Source organism: Alistipes sp. HGB5 (genome assembly GCF_000183485.2).
GTDB lineage: Bacteria > Bacteroidota > Bacteroidia > Bacteroidales > Rikenellaceae > Alistipes > Alistipes finegoldii.
On record NZ_AENZ01000078.1, the window covers coordinates 14767 to 33631 of the forward strand.

The window sequence follows — 18865 nt, forward strand, 5'->3', positions numbered from 1 at the left end:
GCCGAGCGGTATTGTAGTGCGATATTGTCATCGCTTATTTAGGCCGGAGGCACACTGTTCGCGTTAGTTGTCTCCGCCAAGGCGGCTCCTTCCGTGTCATAGTCGCTTTTTCGCTCCGTCTTACAGTACCGGCTTTATCTGCGGCGGCTGGATCGTGACGTAGGGCGTGCCGTTGTCGTCGCAGGTCGAGACGATGCGTACGGCTTTCACCGGCCGGCCGGGCTTTAAAGTTATACTGCCCTTTTCCAGATCGCCCGCGCGTTCGTATGTCGTGCCGTCGTACGACACCTCTGCATAACCGGTGGTTATAATGGTTTTGGGCAGCTGGCGGTTTCCCGTCTGCAAAAACATTTCGCGGCACTTCACCGGCTGTTCATAGGTGTAGAGTATCCAGTCCTGCTGACGGCAGGCGCGGCGCGTGCGCGCAAGTCCCTTGTAGGCCGAGGCGTTCGTGTAGGGGAACTGCGTGCTTTCGCCCATCGAGGTGGTGATCGTCACGGCGGGCGCAAGGGTCCTGTAGTAGGATTTGTCGGCCGCATAGGGACTGCGTCCCGTCTTGTAGCGCGTCAGGAAGCGGTAGAGATGCGGTTTTTCGGTTTTGACGGGGCCGGTGTACCGATGCTCTTCGGGCGAATCGCCTTCGAGGTAGAAGATTTCCGAGCCGTCGTCCGCCACGACGGTGAAGGCGCCCTCCTTGTAGCTTACCTTGGGCGGGAAAAGCCGGAAGCGGATGCCCATGGCCGCCATGCGGTCGTAATGGTCGGTCAGCTCCCTGTAATAGGCGTCCCACCCCTCGCAGTTGCCGCGCCAAGCTATGCGGGCGAGCGCGCAGATGCGCGGAAAACACATGTAGTCCAGATAGTCGGGCTTTTCGGGCTCGTGCGAAACGTAGGCTTCGCTGAAGAACGTCCCCTGCAGGCCGACGACGTTGCGCATCTGTTCATCGCTGAAGCCCTTTTCCGTAAAGTCGAATCCGAAGACCTTTTTGGCGTCGAAGACCGCCGCCCAGTCGTGCCCCTCCTCCTGCGGCGTCTGCCGCATGTCGAAATAGAAGTATTCGCCCGGCATCACCACGGTCTTGTAGCCTTTCGCCGTGGCGTCGAGACACGCCTTGACGCTCTGCCAGCCGTATACGAGACATTCGCGCGAGAGGCCGCCCGTGGTCACGGCTTCGTTCCACACGCCGGGACGCTTGCCGTTGGCCGCGAGAATCGCCGCCATGCGCTCCATGAAGAGGTCTTCCAATCGGTGCGGATCGGTCATGCCCCGCCGGCTCATCAGCGCCTGACAGTCGGGGCAGCGGTTCCACTGGGTCATGTCCACCTCGTCGCCGCCGACGTGTATGTACTCCGAGGGAAACAGCGCGCATAACTCGCCGAGAATGTCGGCCAGCAACGCGTAGTTCTCTTCGCGGGCCACGCACCACGCCGAACGGTAGTCGTAACCGTTGGTCGAAACCGTGTCGGGCGGATAGTTGCAGCGTATTTCGGGATGCACCGACGCGATGTTGCGGCTGTGCCCCGGCAGGTCGATTTCGGGGATGATCTCGATGTTGCGCGCCGCCGCATAGCGGATCAGGCCGCGCATCTCGTCCTGCGTATAATACCCGCCGTACTTCTCGTCCCACTTGCCGTAAACCGGACGCACGGGCGAATCGCCGCCGCGGAAGCCGCCGATTTCGGTCAGTTCGGGATGCGATCTGATTTCGATACGCCACCCTTCGTCGTCTGAAAGATGAAGATGCAATTTGTTGATTCCATGATAGGAAAGCAAGTCTATATAACGCTTCACTCCAGCTGCGTCGATCCACGTGCGGGCCACGTCCAGCATCATACCGCGGTACGGAAAGCGCGGCGCGTCCTCGACCTTCGTGCAGGCGATTTCGACCGGAAGCGGACAGTTCTTGGCGTATATTTCGGCGGGCAGCAGCCTGAACAGGGCCTGCACGCCGTTGAATACGCCGCCGTACGAACCGCCCGCGATTTCGATCCGCTGCGGGAGCACCGTCAGGCGGAAGGCTTCGCCGCCCAGCGTCGGATCGGTCGAAAGCACGATCGCGTCGTCGGCCGACATACTGTCGCTGGCCGTTTCGACGTTGATATATTCGCGCAGGTAGGCGGCCAGCGGCGCCAGCGGCGTTTCGTAACAGAGCATCGTCCGGGGGCTGATGCGGCAGGCGCCCTCGTAGAAAGCCTGACGGGCCGGCGACGGCTGGGCATGTGCCGTGAGGAAGGTGCAGAGCACACCTGCGAGGGGCAGCAGGTATCGCAGTTTCATGGCGGTACGGAATTTTGTTTCGGACAAAGTTACTTTTTTTCCGCCGAATTGCTACCTTTGCTGAAAATAAATTCCGGCATGGACGGGCGCGCTCAGGCAGATCGGCCGACTCCGCTTCCCGAACAGCCATTGCCGTAAACTGTAACTGAGCATGGAAGATAAACGACTGGAGGCTACGGCCCGTTTGCTCGAAGTGATGAATACGCTGCGCCGCGAGTGTCCGTGGGACCGCGAGCAGACTTTCGATTCGCTGCGGAGCAATACCATCGAGGAGACGTACGAGCTGGCCGACGCCATCACCGACCACAATATGGAGGGCATCAAGGAGGAGCTGGGCGACCTGCTGCTGCATGTGGTGTTCTACTCCAAGCTGGGCGAGGAGGCGGGAGCCTTCGATTTCGGCGAGGTCGCCGATGCCCTGTGCGACAAGCTGATATACCGTCATCCGCATGTCTACGGCGATATTCACGCCAATACGCCCGACGCGGTCAAGGAGAACTGGGAAGCCCTGAAACTCCGCAAGAAAAACCGCAAGAGCGGCACGCTGGGCGGCGTACCCCGCTCGCTTCCGGCCATGGTCAAGGCTTTCCGCGTGGGCGAGAAAGCCGCCGCGACGGGTTTCGACTGGCAGCGGCGCGAGGATGTGTGGGACAAGGTGAAGGAGGAGATCGCGGAGGTCGAAGCCGAGATGCGTTCGGAAGCCCCCGGCAGCCGGGAGAAGCTCGAAGGCGAATTCGGCGACCTGTTCTTCGCGCTGGTCAATGCGTCGCGGCTCTACGGCATCGACCCCGAATCGGCGCTGGAACGTACGAACAAGAAGTTCATCCGCCGCTTCAATTACATGGAGGAAAAGGCTGCCGCCGAAGGACATACGCTCCACGAGCTTCCGCTCGAAAAGATGGAGGAGTACTGGCAGGAGGCCAAACACGAAGAGACATTTAACAGCATGTGTCCGCACTAATGCCAAGTCCCCTCCGAGGAGGGGATTTAGGGGAGGGTCAGACCTGAAAACACGGCTTTGCCGTGAATGTCCGCCCTCGGACACGCGGAGACGATACAAAAGCGAAGTGACATTTAATAGCATATAAACTTATGGCTTTGATTAAAAAGGTGCGGGGACATACGCCCGCAATCGGTGAAAATACGTTTCTGGCCGAGACGGCCGTCATTCTGGGCGATGTGACCATCGGCCGCGACTGTTCGATCTGGTACAACGCCGTATTGCGCGGCGACGTGAACAAAATCGTCATCGGCGACCGCACGAATATTCAGGACGGCGTGGTGCTGCACACGCTTTACGACGGCTCGCCGCATCCGTCGCAGACCATTATCGGCAGCGACGTGTCGGTGGGCCACAACGCTGTCATTCACGGTGCGCGCATCGGCGACAACTGCCTGATCGGCATGGGCGCTACCCTGCTGGACAACGCCGTGGTTCCGTCGGGCTGCATCATCGCGGCCAACGCGCTGGTGCTCTCCAACGCCCAGCTGGAACCCAATTCGGTGTATGCGGGCGTGCCGGCCAAGAAGGTCAAGGAGGTGACGCCCCAGCAGCGCGAGGAGATCATCCGCCGCACGGCCCGCGACTACATGCTCTATGCGTCGTGGTTCAAAGAGGAGGAGTAAACGGCGGATGGGGCTGCAACCGAAATATTCCGACCTGATTCTCAATCTGCTGGTGGCGCTGGCCGTCAGTCTGGTCGTCAATTTCTCCTACGTGCTGCTGCTGATCGTCGATCAGAAGAGCGACGGACAGCCGCGTCCGGCCAAGGCGAGCGTCATTGCGCGCGGCGAGGAAGGAACGCTGCGGGTAAGTCCCGACGGCCACGGCTACATCGTCTACGAGAACGGCGACAGCGTCTATGTGATGATGCAGCGCATCTACCGGATGAACCTGAAGGACGGCGACCGTCTGGTGGCGAATCTGGCCGCGCCGCGCCGTCACGGGGCGCATCCGGTGATGACCGAACTGCGCATGCGCAACGGCGAGGAGTTCGATTACAGCACGCTTTTCAACCGGCCTTCGAAAACGACGGAACTCGCGCTGCAGCTCTTCTATTATCTGGTCGTTTCGTTCATCATGCTTTCGATCCTCACCTCCGTCCGCCGCAGGTACACGCCGGGCCGCTTCGTGCGCCACTGCATATGGTGCGTGCTGGCCGCCGCCGCGCTGTATATGGTCGCGCCGGTCACGGAGTGGCGTTCGGGACGCATCATGCTGAACTGCATGGGCGACCATATTTTCGACTACATGCTGCTGCTGAAGTGTTCGTTCGCCGTGGCGGTGTCGATGCTCTACGGCTGGGTCTACGTGCTCAATTCGAAGCAGCAGGCCGTCGTCATGGAGAACGAGCGGCTCAAGAACGAGAACCTCACGACCCGCTACAACATGCTCGTGGGACAGATCAACCCCCACTTCTTCTTCAATTCGCTCAATTCGCTGGCGATGCTCGTGCGCGAGAAGCACGACGAGAAGGCGCTGACCTACATCGACCAGCTCTCCTATACGTTCCGCTACATCATCCAGAACGGACAGAGTACGCTGATGACGCTCGACGAGGAGCTGAAATTCGTCGAGGCGTACAGCTACCTCTTCAAGATACGCTATGCCGACAAGCTCTTCTTCGACATCGACATCGAGGAGAAGTACCGCACGTGGACGCTTCCGGCGCTCTCGCTGCAGCCGCTGATCGGCAATGCCGTCAAGCACAATACCATAACCCGCAGCAAGCCGTTCCATATTTCGATCCGCACCGAGAACGGCTGGCTGGTGGTCTCCAATCCCAAGGTGCCGAAGCTCGAACCCGAACCTTCGACCGGCATCGGACTGGAGAACCTGCGCAACCGCTGGCACCTGATAACCGGCCGCGACATCGAAATCATCGACACCGACAAGGAGTTCGTCGTGCGGATGCCGCTGCATACCCCCCTTGCAGGATGAAAGCACTGATCATAGAGGACGAAACCGCCGCCGCGCTGAACCTGAAAGCCATTCTGAAACAGGCGGCTCCCGACATCCGTGTCGTCGATACGCTCGAAAGCGTCGAGGAGAGCGTCGATTGGCTGCGCGCCAACCCCCAGCCCGACCTGCTGTTCATGGACATCCATCTGGCCGACGGCGATTCGTTCCGCATATTCGACGCCGTGGAGGTCACGGCGCCGGTGATCTTCACGACGGCCTACGACCGCTATGCGCTGGAGGCCTTCAAGGTGAACAGCATCGACTACCTGCTCAAGCCGCTCAATGCGGCCGACGTGCAGCGGGCGCTCGGCAAGCTCATGCGGCTGTCCAAGGGCGAGCGCAGCGATTACGGTTCGCGCGTGCGCACGCTGGCCGCGGCGCGCCGCGAGCAGACCTTTCTGGTGCATGTCCGCGACAAGATCATTCCGCTCAAACGCGAGGATATCGCATTCTGCTATACCTGCAACGAGAAGGTGACGGCCTATACCTTCGCCGGGGCGTCCTATCCGCTCGACAAGACGCTCGAAGCGCTGCAGGCCGTCCTGCCCGAAGCCGATTTCTTCCGCGCCAACCGCCAGTTCATCGTGGCGCGCCGCGCCGTGAAGGAGATCGCCGTGTGGTTCGGCAGCCGTCTTTCGCTGAGTCTCGTGCTCGAAACTCCTGAGCGCATCGTCATTTCCAAGGCCCGCGTCCCCGAATTCAAGGCGTGGCTCACGTCCGTTCAACCCGCCGAATAGGCGTTTGACCCTGAGCTTCGGGCGTTTGACCCGCATTGCCGTTCCGTTTTTCCGGTTTGGCCTTACCTTTGCATCGTAAGGGGACCGAAACGGGTCCGATTGACGGATTGAATTAACCATTGATATTTGAGATTATGAAAAAGAGAATTTTTGCAGTCGCCGCGGCTTTGTGCCTGCTGGCCGGAACGGGCGCTTTTGCGCAGGATTCGAAGAAGGCTCCGATGATGAAGGAGCGGCCGACGGCCGAGCAGATGGCCCAGCGCAGGACCGAACGCATGACCGAGAAGCTGAACCTCAGCGAAAAGCAGTCGAAGCAGCTCTATGAGGTCAACCTGCAGGATATAAAGGAGATGCAGGCGCAGGCCGAGCAGATGCGCGCATACCGCAAGGCGCAGGCCGAGAAGATGAAAGGCATCCTCACGCCCGAACAGTTCGAGCAGTGGAAGCAGATGCAGGGGCCGCGTCACGGCATGAACCGCGGTCCCCGGATGAAGGACGGCCGGGGCGACAAGGCCGCCGTGCGTGAAGGCCGCAAGTGCGCCCCCTGCGCGGGGGATAGGAAATGCGACGGACCGCGCTCCGGAAAGGAGAAAAAGTGAGGTTAGGAAAATCGACCGGTTTGTTGCAGTCGGGGCGTCGGTTGTCGGCTGACGCCCTTTTTTTGTCGATTCACCCCTTGTCGGAGGGCCGTATGCGGGAAAAAAGTTATTTTCGCATGCGCAAAATCAGAAAGTACACAGAACATTAAGATGAAACGGCTACTACTCTCAACCCTATTCCTGTTTTTCGCCGTGGCCGCATTCGCCCAAAAGGGTGCGGTCAGCGGAACGGTGCTTGACGCCGATACCGGCGAAAGCGTTGCCGGAGCCGTGCTGGAGGTCGCTCCGGTCAAGACTCCGGATCAGAAACAGTATTTCACTTCCGGCTATAAAGGCGCCGTGGCGATTCCTTCGCTGCCCTACGACGAATACAGACTCACCGTCTCCTTCCTCGGTTACAACAATTACGAAACCACCTTCCGGGTGGCGGCCGGCAAACAGAACATCGGCAGGATCGAACTCAAGCCCGGCGTGCAGATCGAAACGGTCGTCAAGGAGGCCAAGGCGCTGCGCACCTCGCAGAAGGGCGATACGGTAAGTTACAACGCCGGAGCCTTCAAGGTCACCAACGACGCCGACGTCGAGGGGTTGCTGAAGAAGATGCCCGGCATCACCGTGTCGGACGGTACGGTCGAGGCGCAGGGCGAGCAGATCAAGAAGGTTTTCGTCGACGGCAAGGAGTTCTTCGGCGAGGACGTGACGACGGCCATCAAGTCGCTTCCGGCGCAGGCCGTGGACCGTGTGGAGGTCTATAACAAGCTGAGCGACGCGGCCGAATTTTCGGGCATGGACGACGGCGAGGGCTACAAGGCCCTCAACATTGTTACGCACGCCAACATGCGTCAGGGGCAGTTCGGCAAGCTCTATGCCGGTTACGGTTACGACGCCGACACCAAGACCGAAGCCAAGAACAAATACGTCGTGGGCGGCAACGCCAATATCTTCAGCGGCAGCAGCCGCGTGTCGGTCATCGGCCTGTTCAACAACATCAACCAGCAGAACTTCTCGTTCGAGGATATTCTGGGCGTTTCGGGCGGTTCGGGGCGCGGACGCCGCGGCGGCGTGGGCCAGTATATGGTGCGCCCCCAAAGCGGCGTGGCGTCGGTGAACGCCATCGGCGTAAACTACTCCGATACGTGGGGCAAGCGCGATCAGGTGTCGTTTCAGGGCAGCTATTTCTTCAACAATACCGACACGAGAAACCGTTCGACGATCGACAAATGGTACGAGTCGCCGATGCCCGTGGATACGCTCTCGACGCGCGGCTACTCGGATACCGAGTCGTATAACCACCGCTTCAACGCCCGTCTGGAGTGGAAAATCTCCGACAACCAGAATCTGATGGTCCGTCCGAGCTTCAGCTACCAGTCGAACGACCCGCTGAGCACGACGCAGGGCTGGCAGTTCGGCGAAAGCGGTTACAGCCGCACCGAGAACCGCAGCGACGCCCTGCGCCACGGTTACAACGTGCGGACGAACGCCGTTTACCGCGCCAAACTGGGCAAGGACGGCCGTACGATCACCGTGGACGGCGACGTGAACTACTCGGACAACACCAACAACTCGAACTCCTTCTCGAACGTGCTGCCGCTTTCGGACCTCCGGCCCGACGGCGTCGACGCGCCGTGGGGATGGGACACGACGGGCTACACGCGCCTGCGCTACCTGCGCGACCTCGCGCCGTCGAGCAGCTACCGCCTGCGCGGACAGTTCACCTACACGGAACCCGTCGCCAAATATGCGCAGGTAAGCCTTCAGTACCGCATTTCGTACGATTATCAGGAGCGCGACAAGAAGTCGTATATCACCGGCGCGGATTATTCGATCGCGGGACTGGCGCCCGACGGAGCGCTTTCGAACTCCTACCGGAGCAACTACCTGACGCAGAGCGCAGGTCCCGGCTTCCGCTATTCGAAGGAGCGCAATACGTTCATCGCCAATGTCTTTTACCAGCGTTCGTCGCTCGACGGGCAGATCGTGCGGGACGACGCCGACAAGATCAGGCATTCGTACAACAACGTGACCTATTTCATGATGGGACAGTTGAACATCAACCGCGAGAATTCGCTGCGGCTCTACGTATCGTCCTATACCGACAACCCGTCGATCACCGACCTGCAGAACGTGGCCGACGTATCGGACGCCCAGAATATCACCAAGGGTAATCCCGATCTGAATCCGACCTACAGCCACCGCGTCAATTTCCACTACATCAATTCCAACGTCGAGAAGGGCCGGACCTTCATGTGGATGTTCTCGATGCAGAACACCTCCGACTACAATGCGACGCACGTGGTGTCGAATCCCGGCACGATCACGTTGGGCGGCGTGCAGTACAAGCCCAACTACTACTCCACGCCCGTCAATCTCGACGGCTACTGGAGCCTGCGGACGCACCTGAGCTACGGTTTTCCGATCGGCTTCCTGAAGAGCAACTTCAACGTGATGGCGGGCGTCAGCTACTCGCTTACGCCGAGCATGCTGGGCGGAGAGGTGGACGCCGACGGATTCATCACGGGCGGCAAGCGCAACGACACGAGCAATATCGGCTACGACTTCAACACGGTGCTGGGCAGCAATATTTCCGAAAACGTGGACTTCACGCTCTCGTGGAACGGCACCTACAACGAAGCGACCAACTCGCTGGGCGAGTCAGGTTCCAAAAACCGCTACTTCAACCACCGGGCGCAGGGCAACATGAAGTTCGTCTTCCCGCTGGGCTTCACCTTTACGGGCAGCGTGGCTTACACGCAGTATATCGGTTTCACGAACGATTACGACGATTCGTACCTGCTCTGCAACGCATGGATCGGCAAGAAGATATTCAAGAACAAGCGCGGCGAGATCATGTTCGGCGTGAACGACCTGCTCAACCGCAACAAGGCTTTCGCCCGCACGACGGGTTCGGGATGGACGCAGAATGCGACCAACAGCGTGATCGGCCGTTATTACATGGTGCAGTTCACCTACAACCTGCGCCGCTTCGGCAAGAAGGGGTCGAAGAACATCTCCGATTACGACGGGGTCGTGCAGTCGGGACCCCGCCGCATGGGACCCGGCGGTCCGGGCGGGCCGCCTCCGGGTATCTTCCACGGTCCGCGGTAACCAGTGCGGTTCGGACAAAAAAGACGTCAGGTGCAATGCCTGACGTCTTTTTTGTGATTATGCCGGAAGCCTGCTTCCGCTTCGTCCTTGTGCCGGTGTGCCGGGCCGATGGCCGTCCCTTTTTGCGGACGGGACGGGGCGGTTCCTGCGGATGCTTGGGCGTCGCCGTCACTTTTCCGGTTCGGAGGTGTGCGGCGCCGGGATGTCGTCCTTGTCCGCGCGGTTGAGCACCAAGTGGATGCCGATGCAGGCCAGACCGCCGTATACGAGGGCCAGAATGCAGAGCATCCTGATTTCGGACAGCACTTCGGAGAGCGACGCTCCCATGCTCTGGATGCGGATAAAGGCGTTTACGCCGTGGCTGCTGGGGAATATCTGCCCCAAGTTGAACAGCCAGTCGGGAATGCCTTCGCGGGGATAGGAGACACCGCTGAGCATCAGCAGCGGAATCGAGGTCCACAACAACAGCAGCAGCGAATTCTCGCGGTAGCGGAAGAGCGTCGAAATGGCGATTCCCAGCGCGATGCAGGCCGCCATGTACGCCAGCATGAAGACCACGATTGTGCCCGTCGCGCCGTTCATCGGATAGTGGAACAGCCTGTAATGCAGACCGAGGATGTAGAACGTCGTCACGGAATAGATTATGCCGTAGACCAGCGCTTTGCCCAGCACGATCGGGAGCGTGGACATCCGCTTGCGGTCGGGCGGACAGAGTTTGCGGTACAGCCCGAATTCGCGCCATGTGCCGCCGATCATGCCGATGCCGATGAGCATCGTCTGCTGGATGATGACCATGATGATCGCGGGCATGACGAACGTGCCGTAGCCCAGATAGGGGTTGAACAGGTTGTGGGACTGGTAGATGACCGGCTGGGTCGTGGCCTGCGCCTGCGGGAGGTTGGCTCCCTTGGCGATCAGACGCTGGAATTCGACCATCGCGCCCGTGGCGCCGATCGAAGTCACGACCTCCTGAAACACCTGCCGGTACATGAGGAAGTAGCTGGCGTCGGCGTAGATCGCGACGTTGGCCTGCAGGCCGCCGAGCAGTTTCTCCTCGTAATCCGACGGAATGTAGACCACGCCGTAGATCTTGCGTTTGAAGAAGAGATCCTTGGCCTCCTCCATGCTCGTCGGGTTGTAGGCCACATAGGTGTTCGGCCCGGCGTTGAAGGTCTCGATCAGGCTGCGGCTGGTCGGCGTGCGGCATTCGTCCACCACGCCGATCGGCACGTTGCGGAGCACCTGCGCCCCGTAAGCCATCGAGTAGACGGTGGCGTAGATGATCAGCGCGAGAACGAGGATCAGGACCACGCCCGCATCGGTGAAGATCGTGCGGAACTCGTTGCGCATGACCGACAGCATCTGCTGCCAATAAGAGGTCATCTGATGTGTGAAACGGCTCATGCTATAACCTCCCCCAGTATTTTTCCTCCGTGCAGATGGTCCGCAGGCGCGGCAGGCACAGAAGCGGTAAGACAATGAACAGCGACATGTAGCACATGTCGGGCAGCGAGCAGACGACCGGGGCGCCCCGCAGCATCTGATCGACGAAGATGTCGGTGTAGTAGGTGAACGGGAAGAGCCTGCTCAGGTACTGCATGGCGGGCCACATGGCCATGATCGGGAACGTGAGTCCCGAAAAGGTGAAGGCCAGCACCGAATAGCCGCCGCCGATCGAGAGCGAAAGGCGCAGGTTCGACAGCAGCGAGACGATGAAGACCGCGATGGCCTGATAGCTCATCACGAAGAGCAGCGTGCTCAGCAGGATGACCGTCAGACTGCCGTTCAGGGGCACGCCGACGACCTTGAAGATGATCAGGAACATGACCAGCGACATGAGGAACATCACCACCGTCACTGGCAGGACCTTCCCCAGCAGTGCGGCCGATACCGAGCCGTTGCCCGTCTCGATCCATTCGCGCGCCGTACCCTTCTTAAGCTCCGTGCCGATGGTGAAGACCGTCACCATGACGATGAAGATCAGGAGCATCATCGGCATAAAGCTCGGCGAGAGGTAATAGCCGTAATTGATATAGGGATTGAACAATACGTGCTTGTTGAACCGCACGGGCATCAGCTGCGCCATGGCCTGCAGCTCGGTGAGTCCCTGTTTGGTGAGCAGCTGGATCTGGACGCCGCCCGAAAAGGTCGTCACGGCGGTCTGGATGTCTTTCGACAGCAGGCCGTTCACCGTGATGTTCGTTCCCGATATGTAGGTCTCGATATGCGTCTGGCTGTTGCTCAGGATATTTTTCTCGAAGAATGCCGGAATCTGCACGATCGCCATGATCTTGCCTTCGCGCATCAGCCTTTCGCCTTCGTCCATGTCCTGAATGCCGTACGACACCATTGCCGTCGCCGTGTCGTCGATCATCTGCGTGACCTTGCGCGAGAGCGAGGTGTGGTCCTGATCCAGTACCGCGATCGGAATGTCGCGCGCCACGCCCTTGTTGAACAGCAGGGCGAAGAACGCGAACGACACGACGGGCAGCACGAGCATCAGCACGAAATACATCGGCTGGTGCGCGAGACGCGTCAGTTCCCGTCGCAGAACGGCATAGGTATTACGCAGGAAATTCAGCATCGCACTCTCCTACTTCCCGATCAGGTCCCAGTCCACGAGTACGCTCATTCCCGGACGCATGTTTTCGATATGCGTCGTGGGCTTGGCTTTGACGGCGAAGGTGCGGATGTCGAAACCGCCCTGCGTGCGGGTCGCCGACCACGTTGCGAAGTCGGCCTGCACGGCGATATAGGTCACCTCGAACTCCACGTCATACCCCAGCGCCGGCACGTAGCCGCTCATGCGGGTGCCGACCCGAATCGCGGGGAGCAGGGTCTCCTTGATATTGAAAGTCACCCACATGTCGCTCATGTCGAGGATCGCCACCACGGGATAGCCGCTGCCGACCAGCTCGCCCTGCTCGGCGATGATGGTCGAGACCTCGCCCGTGACGGGCGAATAGACCATGGCGTCGCTGATGTAGGATTCGACTTCGCTGACGGCTCCTTCGGCCTGACGGACACGGGCCGCGGCAGCCTCCTTGTCCTCCTTGCGGGCGCCGTCCATGGCCAGATTGTACTGCGCTTTGGCGGCCAGCGCCGTGGCTTCCATGGCTTTGTAGTTGGCCGACGCTTCGTCCATCTTCTGTTCGGGGACTACGCCCTGCTCGTAGAGGTTTTTCACGCGCTCGTAGGTCTTGCGCGCCAGTTCCAGCCCGGCCTGCGCCTTCTCCCACATGTTCATGGCCGCTTCGATCTGCTGGATGCGGGCGCCGGCTATGGCGGCCTGATCCAACGCCGCGGCCGCGCTCTTGACCGCTTCGGCCTGCCGGAGCTTGGCTTCCAGTTCGGGCGTCGAGAGCGTGTAGAGCAGCTGCCCCTTTTCCACGCGGTCGCCCTGCTCGACTTTCATGTCGTCAATACGGCCCGGCACTTTCGACGAGGCCTTGTAGGTCGTGCACTCCACCGTGCCCTGAATCAGCGTCGGGGTCGATCTGCGGAGGTACCAGCTGATCAGTACGACCGACACGATGATGACCACGGCGGCCGCGATGATTCCAATGATGTTGCTGCGTTTCATATTTTTCGGTTTTTATTTTTTATCGAACAGAACGGGCCGTGCGTCGCTGCGGCGCGCATAGGCCGGGAATTCGTCGCTGATGCCTGCGGTTTCGAGCAGCTGCGCCAGCAGCAGGTCGAAATTGTAGGCCGCCTGCAGACGTTCGGTGCGCACTCCCGCGAGGTTCAGCTCGGCGTCGATCAGGTCCGACGACGAGCTCATGCCTTCGAGGAAGGCGGCGTTTTTCATGCGGAGGTACTCCTCGGCGAAGTTCAGCGACGCGTCGATCGAGGTCATCTGGTTGCGGTAGTTCATCATCTGGTTGTAGAGCTTCTCGACCAGCACCGAAATATCCTTGCCGGCCTTGTTCTGCAGGGCGCCGACGCGGCGGGCGGTCTGTTTGGCCGCCGAATATTTGTATTCGCGGTTCAGGCCGTCGAAGATCTTGATATTGACCCCCACGCCCACGGCCCAGCGGGGCACGATGCCCGAAACCTGATAGTTGTAGAACGAACCGCCGCCGATGGCCGCCACCTGCGGCAGGAATTCGGCGCGCTGGACGCGGACGCCCTCCTCGGCCAGCTGGCGTTTGAGCGAAACCTGATTGAGCAGCGGGTTGCGGTCCTGCGCCAGATCCTGATAGTAAGCCAGATCCTCGACCTTGTCGATCATGAACATCGACGTCACGGGCTGCCACGCGTTTTCGCGTCCCAGCGTGTTGGAGAGTGCGCTGGCGATGGTTTCGGCCTGCAGCTTGGCGTTGGCCAGCTCGCGCTCGGCCTCGGCCATCTTGAATTCGACGTAGAGCCGTTCGCTCTGGGCGATCATGCCGTTCTTTTCGAGGGCTATGGCGTCTTCGAGGTGGCGGCGCACGCCGTCCACGACCTGCCGGCGCACCTCGACGACCTGCATGGCGAGCGCAAGGCCGAAGTAACGCTCCACCAGCTCGGAGATGAGGGCGTTGCGCGTCTGGTTGCCCTGCTCTGCGGCGGTGCGTTCGTTGATGCGTGCGGCGCGGTTGGCGGCGTTGATCTTACCGCCCAGCCAGATCGGCATGGTCACCTCGCCGCCCACGAACCCCAGACTCCGGTCCTGCAGCGTGAGGAACCAGTCGGCGTTCAGCAGCGGGTTGAGCAGGCCGTTGATCGAGGGGATCGCTTCGGGCGGTATCAGTCCGCTGCCCAGCAGCTGTCCCGCGAGGTTCTTGGCGGGACCCTTCATCTCGTTGAAGTCGAATCCGATGTCCTTGCCCAGATAGGCATAGGCGCCCGTGACGTTGATTTTGGGCATGCGCAGGCCGATGGCCGCGCGACGCTCCTGCGTCGCGGCCTTCTCCTCGAACTCGGCCGCCTTCATCGCGGGATTTTCCGTGAGGGTGACGGCGATCGCCTCGTCGAGCGAAAGCGTCTGCTTGACCTCCTGCGCCGACAGCGGGACGACGGTTGCGAATACCGCCGCAAAAGCTATTCCGACTGCTGTTTTCATATTCATCGATACGTTTAAAACACAAATATATAAGTTATCCCGATATGTTGCGCGATTTTCCGGTAAAAGAGGCCAATTTTAGGCCCTTATGGACATAAATTGCGCCGGTTTCAGCGCTTCAGGTGGGCGTTGGCTTCCCATACTCCCCCGGCCAGTCCGGGATAGACCCGTACGTCGACGCCCGCTTCACGCAGGGTGAGCGCACCGCGGCAGCAGACGAAGCAGTCGGGTTCGTAGAGCGCGAAGACGGCGCGGGCGAATCCGTATTTCAGCAGGAGCTGCGTGCAGCTCTCCGGTTCGCTGGCCCGCTGCGAGCAGGGTTCCATCGAGGAGTACATGGCGGCTCCGCGGAGCGGCGCTCCGGCCGCCAGCGCCTTGGCGATGGCTTCCTGTTCGGCGTGGTGCGTCGGCGAGGTTTCGTGCGTGTGCCCTGCAAAGATCCGGCCGTCGGCCGCGACCACGACCGCACCGACGCAATAGGACGTGGCGCTGGGGGTGCATTTGCGGCCTTCGTCCACGGCCTGCTTCAGGAAACGCAGGTCTGCGGCGGAGGTGTCGGGATGCAGCGTGTAGGTCGTGACCTCCATGCCGCCCAAGTTTTCGCGGGTCTGCGGAGTGCCCTGCGGCGGTGTGAAGCGGAATTCCGCGCCGCCCGCCGCGCCGAGCCGCAGTTGCGGGTTGACGGCCAGCCGCAGGGTGTCGGCCATGCCTTCGCCGAGGAACATGCGGAGGACCGCCGCCCCGCCCTCGACCATCAGCCGTTCGACGCCCCGCTTCTCCAGCTGGGTGACGATCAACTTCGCCGTAATTGGTCCTTCGGTTGATATAACCGTTGCAATGTTCTGTAAACTATCTATTTCGTGCGGAGAAAACACATAGCGTTCGGCTTCGCCTTCGGTGAAGAAACGCAGTCCGGGCGAAAGTTCGCCCGTGCCGGTGAGCGTGGCTTTGGCGATGTCGGGCGGCAATCCCTGCTCCCTGCGGCGGGCGCGGACCTCTTCGTCGCGCACGAGCAGCGACGGGTCGTCGCGCCGCAGTGTTTCGGCGCCGACCAGAATGGCGTCGTGCGCGGCGCGCAGACGGTAGACCTCCGCCCAGTCTTCGGGCGTCGAGATAATCAGCCTCCGGGGGCTGTTGTCATCCAGAAAGCCGTCGGCCGTAACCGCGGCGGAAAGTGTTATCCGCATCTTTTCAGCGTTATGAGTGTGATTTCGGGCCATGCGCCCAGACGCATCGGGAATGCGACGTATCCCGTGCCGTCGTTGATATAGAGTGTGCGGCCTTTTTCGTCGTAGCGGCCGCTCCACCGCGTGTAGATCAGCTGCGCCGGGGAGAAGGCGTGTCCGAAAAAGCGTATTTTCAGCTGCATGCTGTGTACGTGGCCCGAAAGGGTCAGGTCTCCGTATCCCTCTCCGGCGATTTGGTCCCAGAGCTGGGGAATGTGCACGGCGGTGATGTTGTAGAGCGAGTCGGGGACGCCGCGGTAGGCGGCGTTCAGGTTCGCGGGCGGCAGGTCGGGAGCGTGGCGCAGGTGCCGCAGTGCGGGGTCGAACGAAAGGCCCGTCAGCGAGATGCTGTCGCCGCCGCGCCGCAGGTAGACGGTCGTGTCCTCCAGCACGCGCCACCCCATTTCCCGCTGGCGTGCGACGACCTCGGCCAGACTCGCTTGGGCGGGATGCGCGATGCTGTCCTTGATGTATACTCCGGCGTCGTGGTTGCCCGTGACCGCTACGACTCCGTACGGTGCGCGCAGGCCGCCCAGCAGGCGCATGGCGCGGGCGTCCAGCTCCGAACCGCGGATATTGACCAGATCGCCGCAGAAGACGACGAGGTCGGGATGCAGGCTGTTGATGCTGTCCGCGATGCGGCTCAGCTCCGCTTCGGGGCAGACGAGCGTGCCGAGGTGAACGTCCGAGAACTGGACGATGCGGAAACCGTCGAATCCCGCGGGAATCCGTTCGGAGCAGACTTCGGTGCGGCTGACGCGGATTTGCGTCCTGCCCCGCGTGGTGCCCCAAATCAGGAGTGCGGCCACGCAGATTCCGGCGGCGATGCCGGCGCGCGGCAGGCCGACGAGCCGGAAGAAATAGCAGGCGATGCGCGGCAGGACGGTGATCATCCATACCCAGAACGCCCACATGGCGAAGAGCATGAATCCCGTGGTGTTGTCGCGGCTCAGGGCGTCGGTCAGGGCGATGACCGGCGGCAGGGCGTCGGTGGCGGCGGCCAGCGCGACGAACAGGCGCAGGTTGCGTGCGGAGGTTCCGCGCCGCCGCAGCCGGCGGTAGTGTATGATGTCTGCGGCGGCGGCCGCGAGCGTCAGAATCGAAGTAAACCAGAGAAACATACCTTATTTTAATTAACGCACGAAGACGATGCGGGCCGGGTGCGGAACCGGTTTGCCGGGCGTCTGTCCGTGCGGCGGTTTATCCACGGCAAAGATAGTGCAAGTCGGGGGCTGGGGCAAATCGATTTGCCGCTGCCGGGGACGCTGCCTGTCCGTGCGGGAGTTTATCTCCGGCAAAGATAATGAAAACCGCGTGCAAACCAAGCCCGTCCGGAGCTGGCGGAGCGCCTTTTGCCGCGGGACGGAAGCGCCGTGCGTTCCGGCAGATCGAATGGCGTGCGGCATCCTTTGGCATATAACTTGCTGATCGGGGGTTTGAACATCAACTGCTTGTGCTCCAAAAACAAAACATATCGGACAAATTTAAAACCAAATCAATTCAGCTTATGAAAACATTTCGACTTTTGATTGTGGCTCTGCTGCTTGCGTCTTCCGCTTCGGCCCAGCGACACATGCGTGACGGCCGCAACGGAGAGTATTCGCCCACGGTCTACCTTATCTCCGTGCACGAAGTGGACACGGTTTACAACTGCGGCGGCTGCGGCAGCCGTCAGGCCGCGGCGCTCAACCGGCTGGCGATGGACAACGCCACGCAGGACTATATCGAGACGCACCGCCCCGGCTTCCAGCAGTCCGAGAAGCCCCAGTTCGTATTCGCGTCGAAGAACAACCGGTTCTCGTTCTCGCTGGGCGGCTTCGTGAGCCTGCGCGCCGGATACGACTTCGACGGCATCGTGGACAATATTGACTTCGTGCCCTACGACATTCCCGTGCCGGGCAATTACAATTCGAAACAGAAGCTGATGATGGACGCCTCGACTTCGCGTCTCTTCATGAAGGCGATCACCAATACGCGGGCGCTGGGCCGCGTGGTGATTTACATGGACGCCGACTTCCGCGGCGGCGCGGAGGGCAGCTATACGCCCCGCCTGCGCTCGGCTTACGTGTCGTTCAAGGGGCTGACCCTCGGACGCGACGTGACGACGTTCTGCGACCTGCAGGCCGCGCCCACGACCATCGACTTTCAGGGACCGAACGCCTACAACTTCAATTTCGCCACGATGATCCGCTATGAGGTTTCGTTCGCCCGCCGGCACATGACCTTCGGCGTCGCGGCCGAAATGCCCAATGTGAGCGCGACCTACGGCGAAAACTTCAAGCCGATGCACCAGCGCGTGCCCGACTTCCCGATGTATCTGCAGTATGCGTGGGGCGACGACCGCAGCAGCCATATCCGCGCGTCGGGCGTCATCCGCAACCCCTACATGCACAAGGTCTCGAAAAATTCGACCACCTCGTTGCTCGGCTGGGGCGTGCAGTTCAGCGGTACGATCAAGTGCTGCGACTGGTTCCGGCTCTTCATGAACGGCGTTTACGGCGAGGGCATCACCCCCTATATTCAGGACCTGACGGGTTCGGGGCTCGACTTCACGCCCAATCCCGAAGATCCGTCGCTCGTGCGCATGATGCCGATGTGGGGCTGGCAGGCCGCCGGGCAGATCAACATCACGCCGCGCCTGTTCGTTTCGGGCGGCTATTCGACCGTCCGCGTGCAGCGCAGCCACGGCTATTACACCGACGACCAGTACAAGCAGGGGCAGTATATCTTCGGCAACATCTTCTATTCGCTCACGCCGCGCTGCAAGGTGGCCGGCGAGTACCTCTACGGTTCGCGCAAGGACATGAACAGCATGAAGAACCACGCCAACCGCGTGAACGTGATGGTGCAGTACAGCTTCTGACGGCCTTGTCGGCGTCATTTATTCGGGCGGTCCGGTGCGGGCCGCTCTT

At 60.9% G+C, this 18865-nt stretch carries 14 protein-coding genes; 7 read left to right on the forward strand and 7 right to left on the reverse strand.

Going from position 1 to position 18865, the window contains the following annotated elements; translation table 11 throughout:
• Positions 1-120: 120 nt before the first annotated feature.
• On the reverse strand, positions 121-2277 hold the full coding sequence (locus tag HMPREF9720_RS13625; RefSeq protein ID WP_039940795.1) for a beta-N-acetylhexosaminidase: 2157 nt from the start codon (positions 2275-2277) through the stop codon (positions 121-123).
• A 151-nt stretch (positions 2278-2428) separates the two neighbouring features.
• Between HMPREF9720_RS13625 and mazG the strand changes: the two genes are divergently transcribed.
• The 6 genes from mazG (at position 2429) to HMPREF9720_RS13655 (ending at position 9680) form a co-directional block, all read left to right on the forward strand.
• Positions 2429-3238, forward strand: a complete 810-nt coding sequence (gene mazG, locus HMPREF9720_RS13630) for a nucleoside triphosphate pyrophosphohydrolase (protein ID WP_009598948.1) — start codon at positions 2429-2431, stop codon at positions 3236-3238.
• 131 nt (positions 3239-3369) lie between these two features.
• Positions 3370-3903, forward strand: a complete 534-nt coding sequence (locus tag HMPREF9720_RS13635) for a gamma carbonic anhydrase family protein (protein WP_014776507.1) — start codon at positions 3370-3372, stop codon at positions 3901-3903.
• A gap of 7 nt (positions 3904-3910) precedes the next feature.
• Complete coding sequence (locus HMPREF9720_RS13640; RefSeq protein WP_009598958.1) at positions 3911-5218, forward strand: sensor histidine kinase; 1308 nt, start codon at positions 3911-3913, stop codon at positions 5216-5218.
• Positions 5215-5976 carry a LytR/AlgR family response regulator transcription factor gene (locus HMPREF9720_RS13645; protein WP_009598997.1) on the forward strand — a complete coding sequence of 254 codons (762 nt, stop codon included), beginning with the start codon at positions 5215-5217 and terminating at the stop codon, positions 5974-5976. The genes HMPREF9720_RS13640 and HMPREF9720_RS13645 overlap by 4 nt, the downstream gene beginning before the upstream one ends.
• 134 nt (positions 5977-6110) lie before the next feature.
• The gene (locus tag HMPREF9720_RS13650; protein ID WP_014776506.1) at positions 6111-6575 is read left to right on the forward strand and encodes a DUF4890 domain-containing protein; all 465 of its coding nucleotides are present in this window, start codon (positions 6111-6113) and stop codon (positions 6573-6575) included.
• 150 nt (positions 6576-6725) lie between these two features.
• Positions 6726-9680, forward strand: coding sequence for an outer membrane beta-barrel protein (locus tag HMPREF9720_RS13655; protein WP_009598993.1), 2955 nt, complete (start codon positions 6726-6728; stop codon positions 9678-9680).
• Positions 9681-9848: 168 nt separating this feature from the next.
• On the opposite strand, the gene HMPREF9720_RS13660 is transcribed toward HMPREF9720_RS13655, so the two are convergent.
• The 6 genes from HMPREF9720_RS13660 to HMPREF9720_RS13685 form a co-directional block, all read right to left on the reverse strand.
• The gene (locus HMPREF9720_RS13660) at positions 9849-11084 is read right to left on the reverse strand and encodes an ABC transporter permease (protein ID WP_039940799.1); all 1236 of its coding nucleotides are present in this window, start codon (positions 11082-11084) and stop codon (positions 9849-9851) included.
• Position 11085: 1 nt separating this feature from the next.
• Positions 11086-12264, reverse strand: coding sequence for an ABC transporter permease (locus HMPREF9720_RS13665; RefSeq protein WP_009598989.1), 1179 nt, complete (start codon positions 12262-12264; stop codon positions 11086-11088).
• Between the two features lie 9 nt (positions 12265-12273).
• Positions 12274-13263, reverse strand: a complete 990-nt coding sequence (locus HMPREF9720_RS13670; RefSeq protein WP_009598984.1) for an HlyD family secretion protein — start codon at positions 13261-13263, stop codon at positions 12274-12276.
• 12 nt (positions 13264-13275) lie between these two features.
• Positions 13276-14733 carry a TolC family protein gene (locus HMPREF9720_RS13675; protein WP_009598967.1) on the reverse strand — a complete coding sequence of 486 codons (1458 nt, stop codon included), beginning with the start codon at positions 14731-14733 and terminating at the stop codon, positions 13276-13278.
• A 104-nt stretch (positions 14734-14837) separates the two neighbouring features.
• A complete protein-coding gene (locus tag HMPREF9720_RS13680) occupies positions 14838-15914 on the reverse strand; it encodes a dihydrofolate reductase family protein (protein WP_009598956.1) in 1077 nt (358 codons plus the stop codon).
• Positions 15905-17074, reverse strand: coding sequence for a metallophosphoesterase (locus tag HMPREF9720_RS13685; RefSeq protein WP_009598965.1), 1170 nt, complete (start codon positions 17072-17074; stop codon positions 15905-15907). Before HMPREF9720_RS13685 ends, HMPREF9720_RS13680 begins: the two co-directional genes overlap by 10 nt.
• Positions 17075-17460: 386 nt before the next feature.
• Here HMPREF9720_RS13685 and HMPREF9720_RS13690 point away from each other — a divergent pair, with 386 nt between their 5' ends.
• Positions 17461-18816, forward strand: a complete 1356-nt coding sequence (locus tag HMPREF9720_RS13690; RefSeq protein ID WP_014776498.1) for a DcaP family trimeric outer membrane transporter — start codon at positions 17461-17463, stop codon at positions 18814-18816.
• Positions 18817-18865 lie beyond the last annotated feature (49 nt).

What these genes read in the sequence shown, in the direction of transcription:
- HMPREF9720_RS13650 (WP_014776506.1), top strand. Translation starts at nt 6,111, where the DNA reads ATGAAAAAGAGAATTTTTGCAGTCGCCGCGGCTTTGTGCCTGCTGGCC.
- HMPREF9720_RS13645 (WP_009598997.1), top strand. Translation starts at nt 5,215, where the DNA reads ATGAAAGCACTGATCATAGAGGACGAAACCGCCGCCGCGCTGAACCTG.
- HMPREF9720_RS13660 (WP_039940799.1), bottom strand. Translation starts at nt 11,084, where the DNA reads ATGAGCCGTTTCACACATCAGATGACCTCTTATTGGCAGCAGATGCTG.
- HMPREF9720_RS13635 (WP_014776507.1), top strand. Translation starts at nt 3,370, where the DNA reads ATGGCTTTGATTAAAAAGGTGCGGGGACATACGCCCGCAATCGGTGAA.
- HMPREF9720_RS13670 (WP_009598984.1), bottom strand. Translation starts at nt 13,263, where the DNA reads ATGAAACGCAGCAACATCATTGGAATCATCGCGGCCGCCGTGGTCATC.
- HMPREF9720_RS13675 (WP_009598967.1), bottom strand. Translation starts at nt 14,733, where the DNA reads ATGAATATGAAAACAGCAGTCGGAATAGCTTTTGCGGCGGTATTCGCA.
- HMPREF9720_RS13680 (WP_009598956.1), bottom strand. Translation starts at nt 15,914, where the DNA reads ATGCGGATAACACTTTCCGCCGCGGTTACGGCCGACGGCTTTCTGGAT.
- HMPREF9720_RS13665 (WP_009598989.1), bottom strand. Translation starts at nt 12,264, where the DNA reads ATGCTGAATTTCCTGCGTAATACCTATGCCGTTCTGCGACGGGAACTG.
- HMPREF9720_RS13690 (WP_014776498.1), top strand. Translation starts at nt 17,461, where the DNA reads ATGAAAACATTTCGACTTTTGATTGTGGCTCTGCTGCTTGCGTCTTCC.
- mazG (WP_009598948.1), top strand. Translation starts at nt 2,429, where the DNA reads ATGGAAGATAAACGACTGGAGGCTACGGCCCGTTTGCTCGAAGTGATG.
- HMPREF9720_RS13625 (WP_039940795.1), bottom strand. Translation starts at nt 2,277, where the DNA reads ATGAAACTGCGATACCTGCTGCCCCTCGCAGGTGTGCTCTGCACCTTC.
- HMPREF9720_RS13655 (WP_009598993.1), top strand. Translation starts at nt 6,726, where the DNA reads ATGAAACGGCTACTACTCTCAACCCTATTCCTGTTTTTCGCCGTGGCC.
- HMPREF9720_RS13685 (WP_009598965.1), bottom strand. Translation starts at nt 17,074, where the DNA reads ATGTTTCTCTGGTTTACTTCGATTCTGACGCTCGCGGCCGCCGCCGCA.
- HMPREF9720_RS13640 (WP_009598958.1), top strand. Translation starts at nt 3,911, where the DNA reads ATGGGGCTGCAACCGAAATATTCCGACCTGATTCTCAATCTGCTGGTG.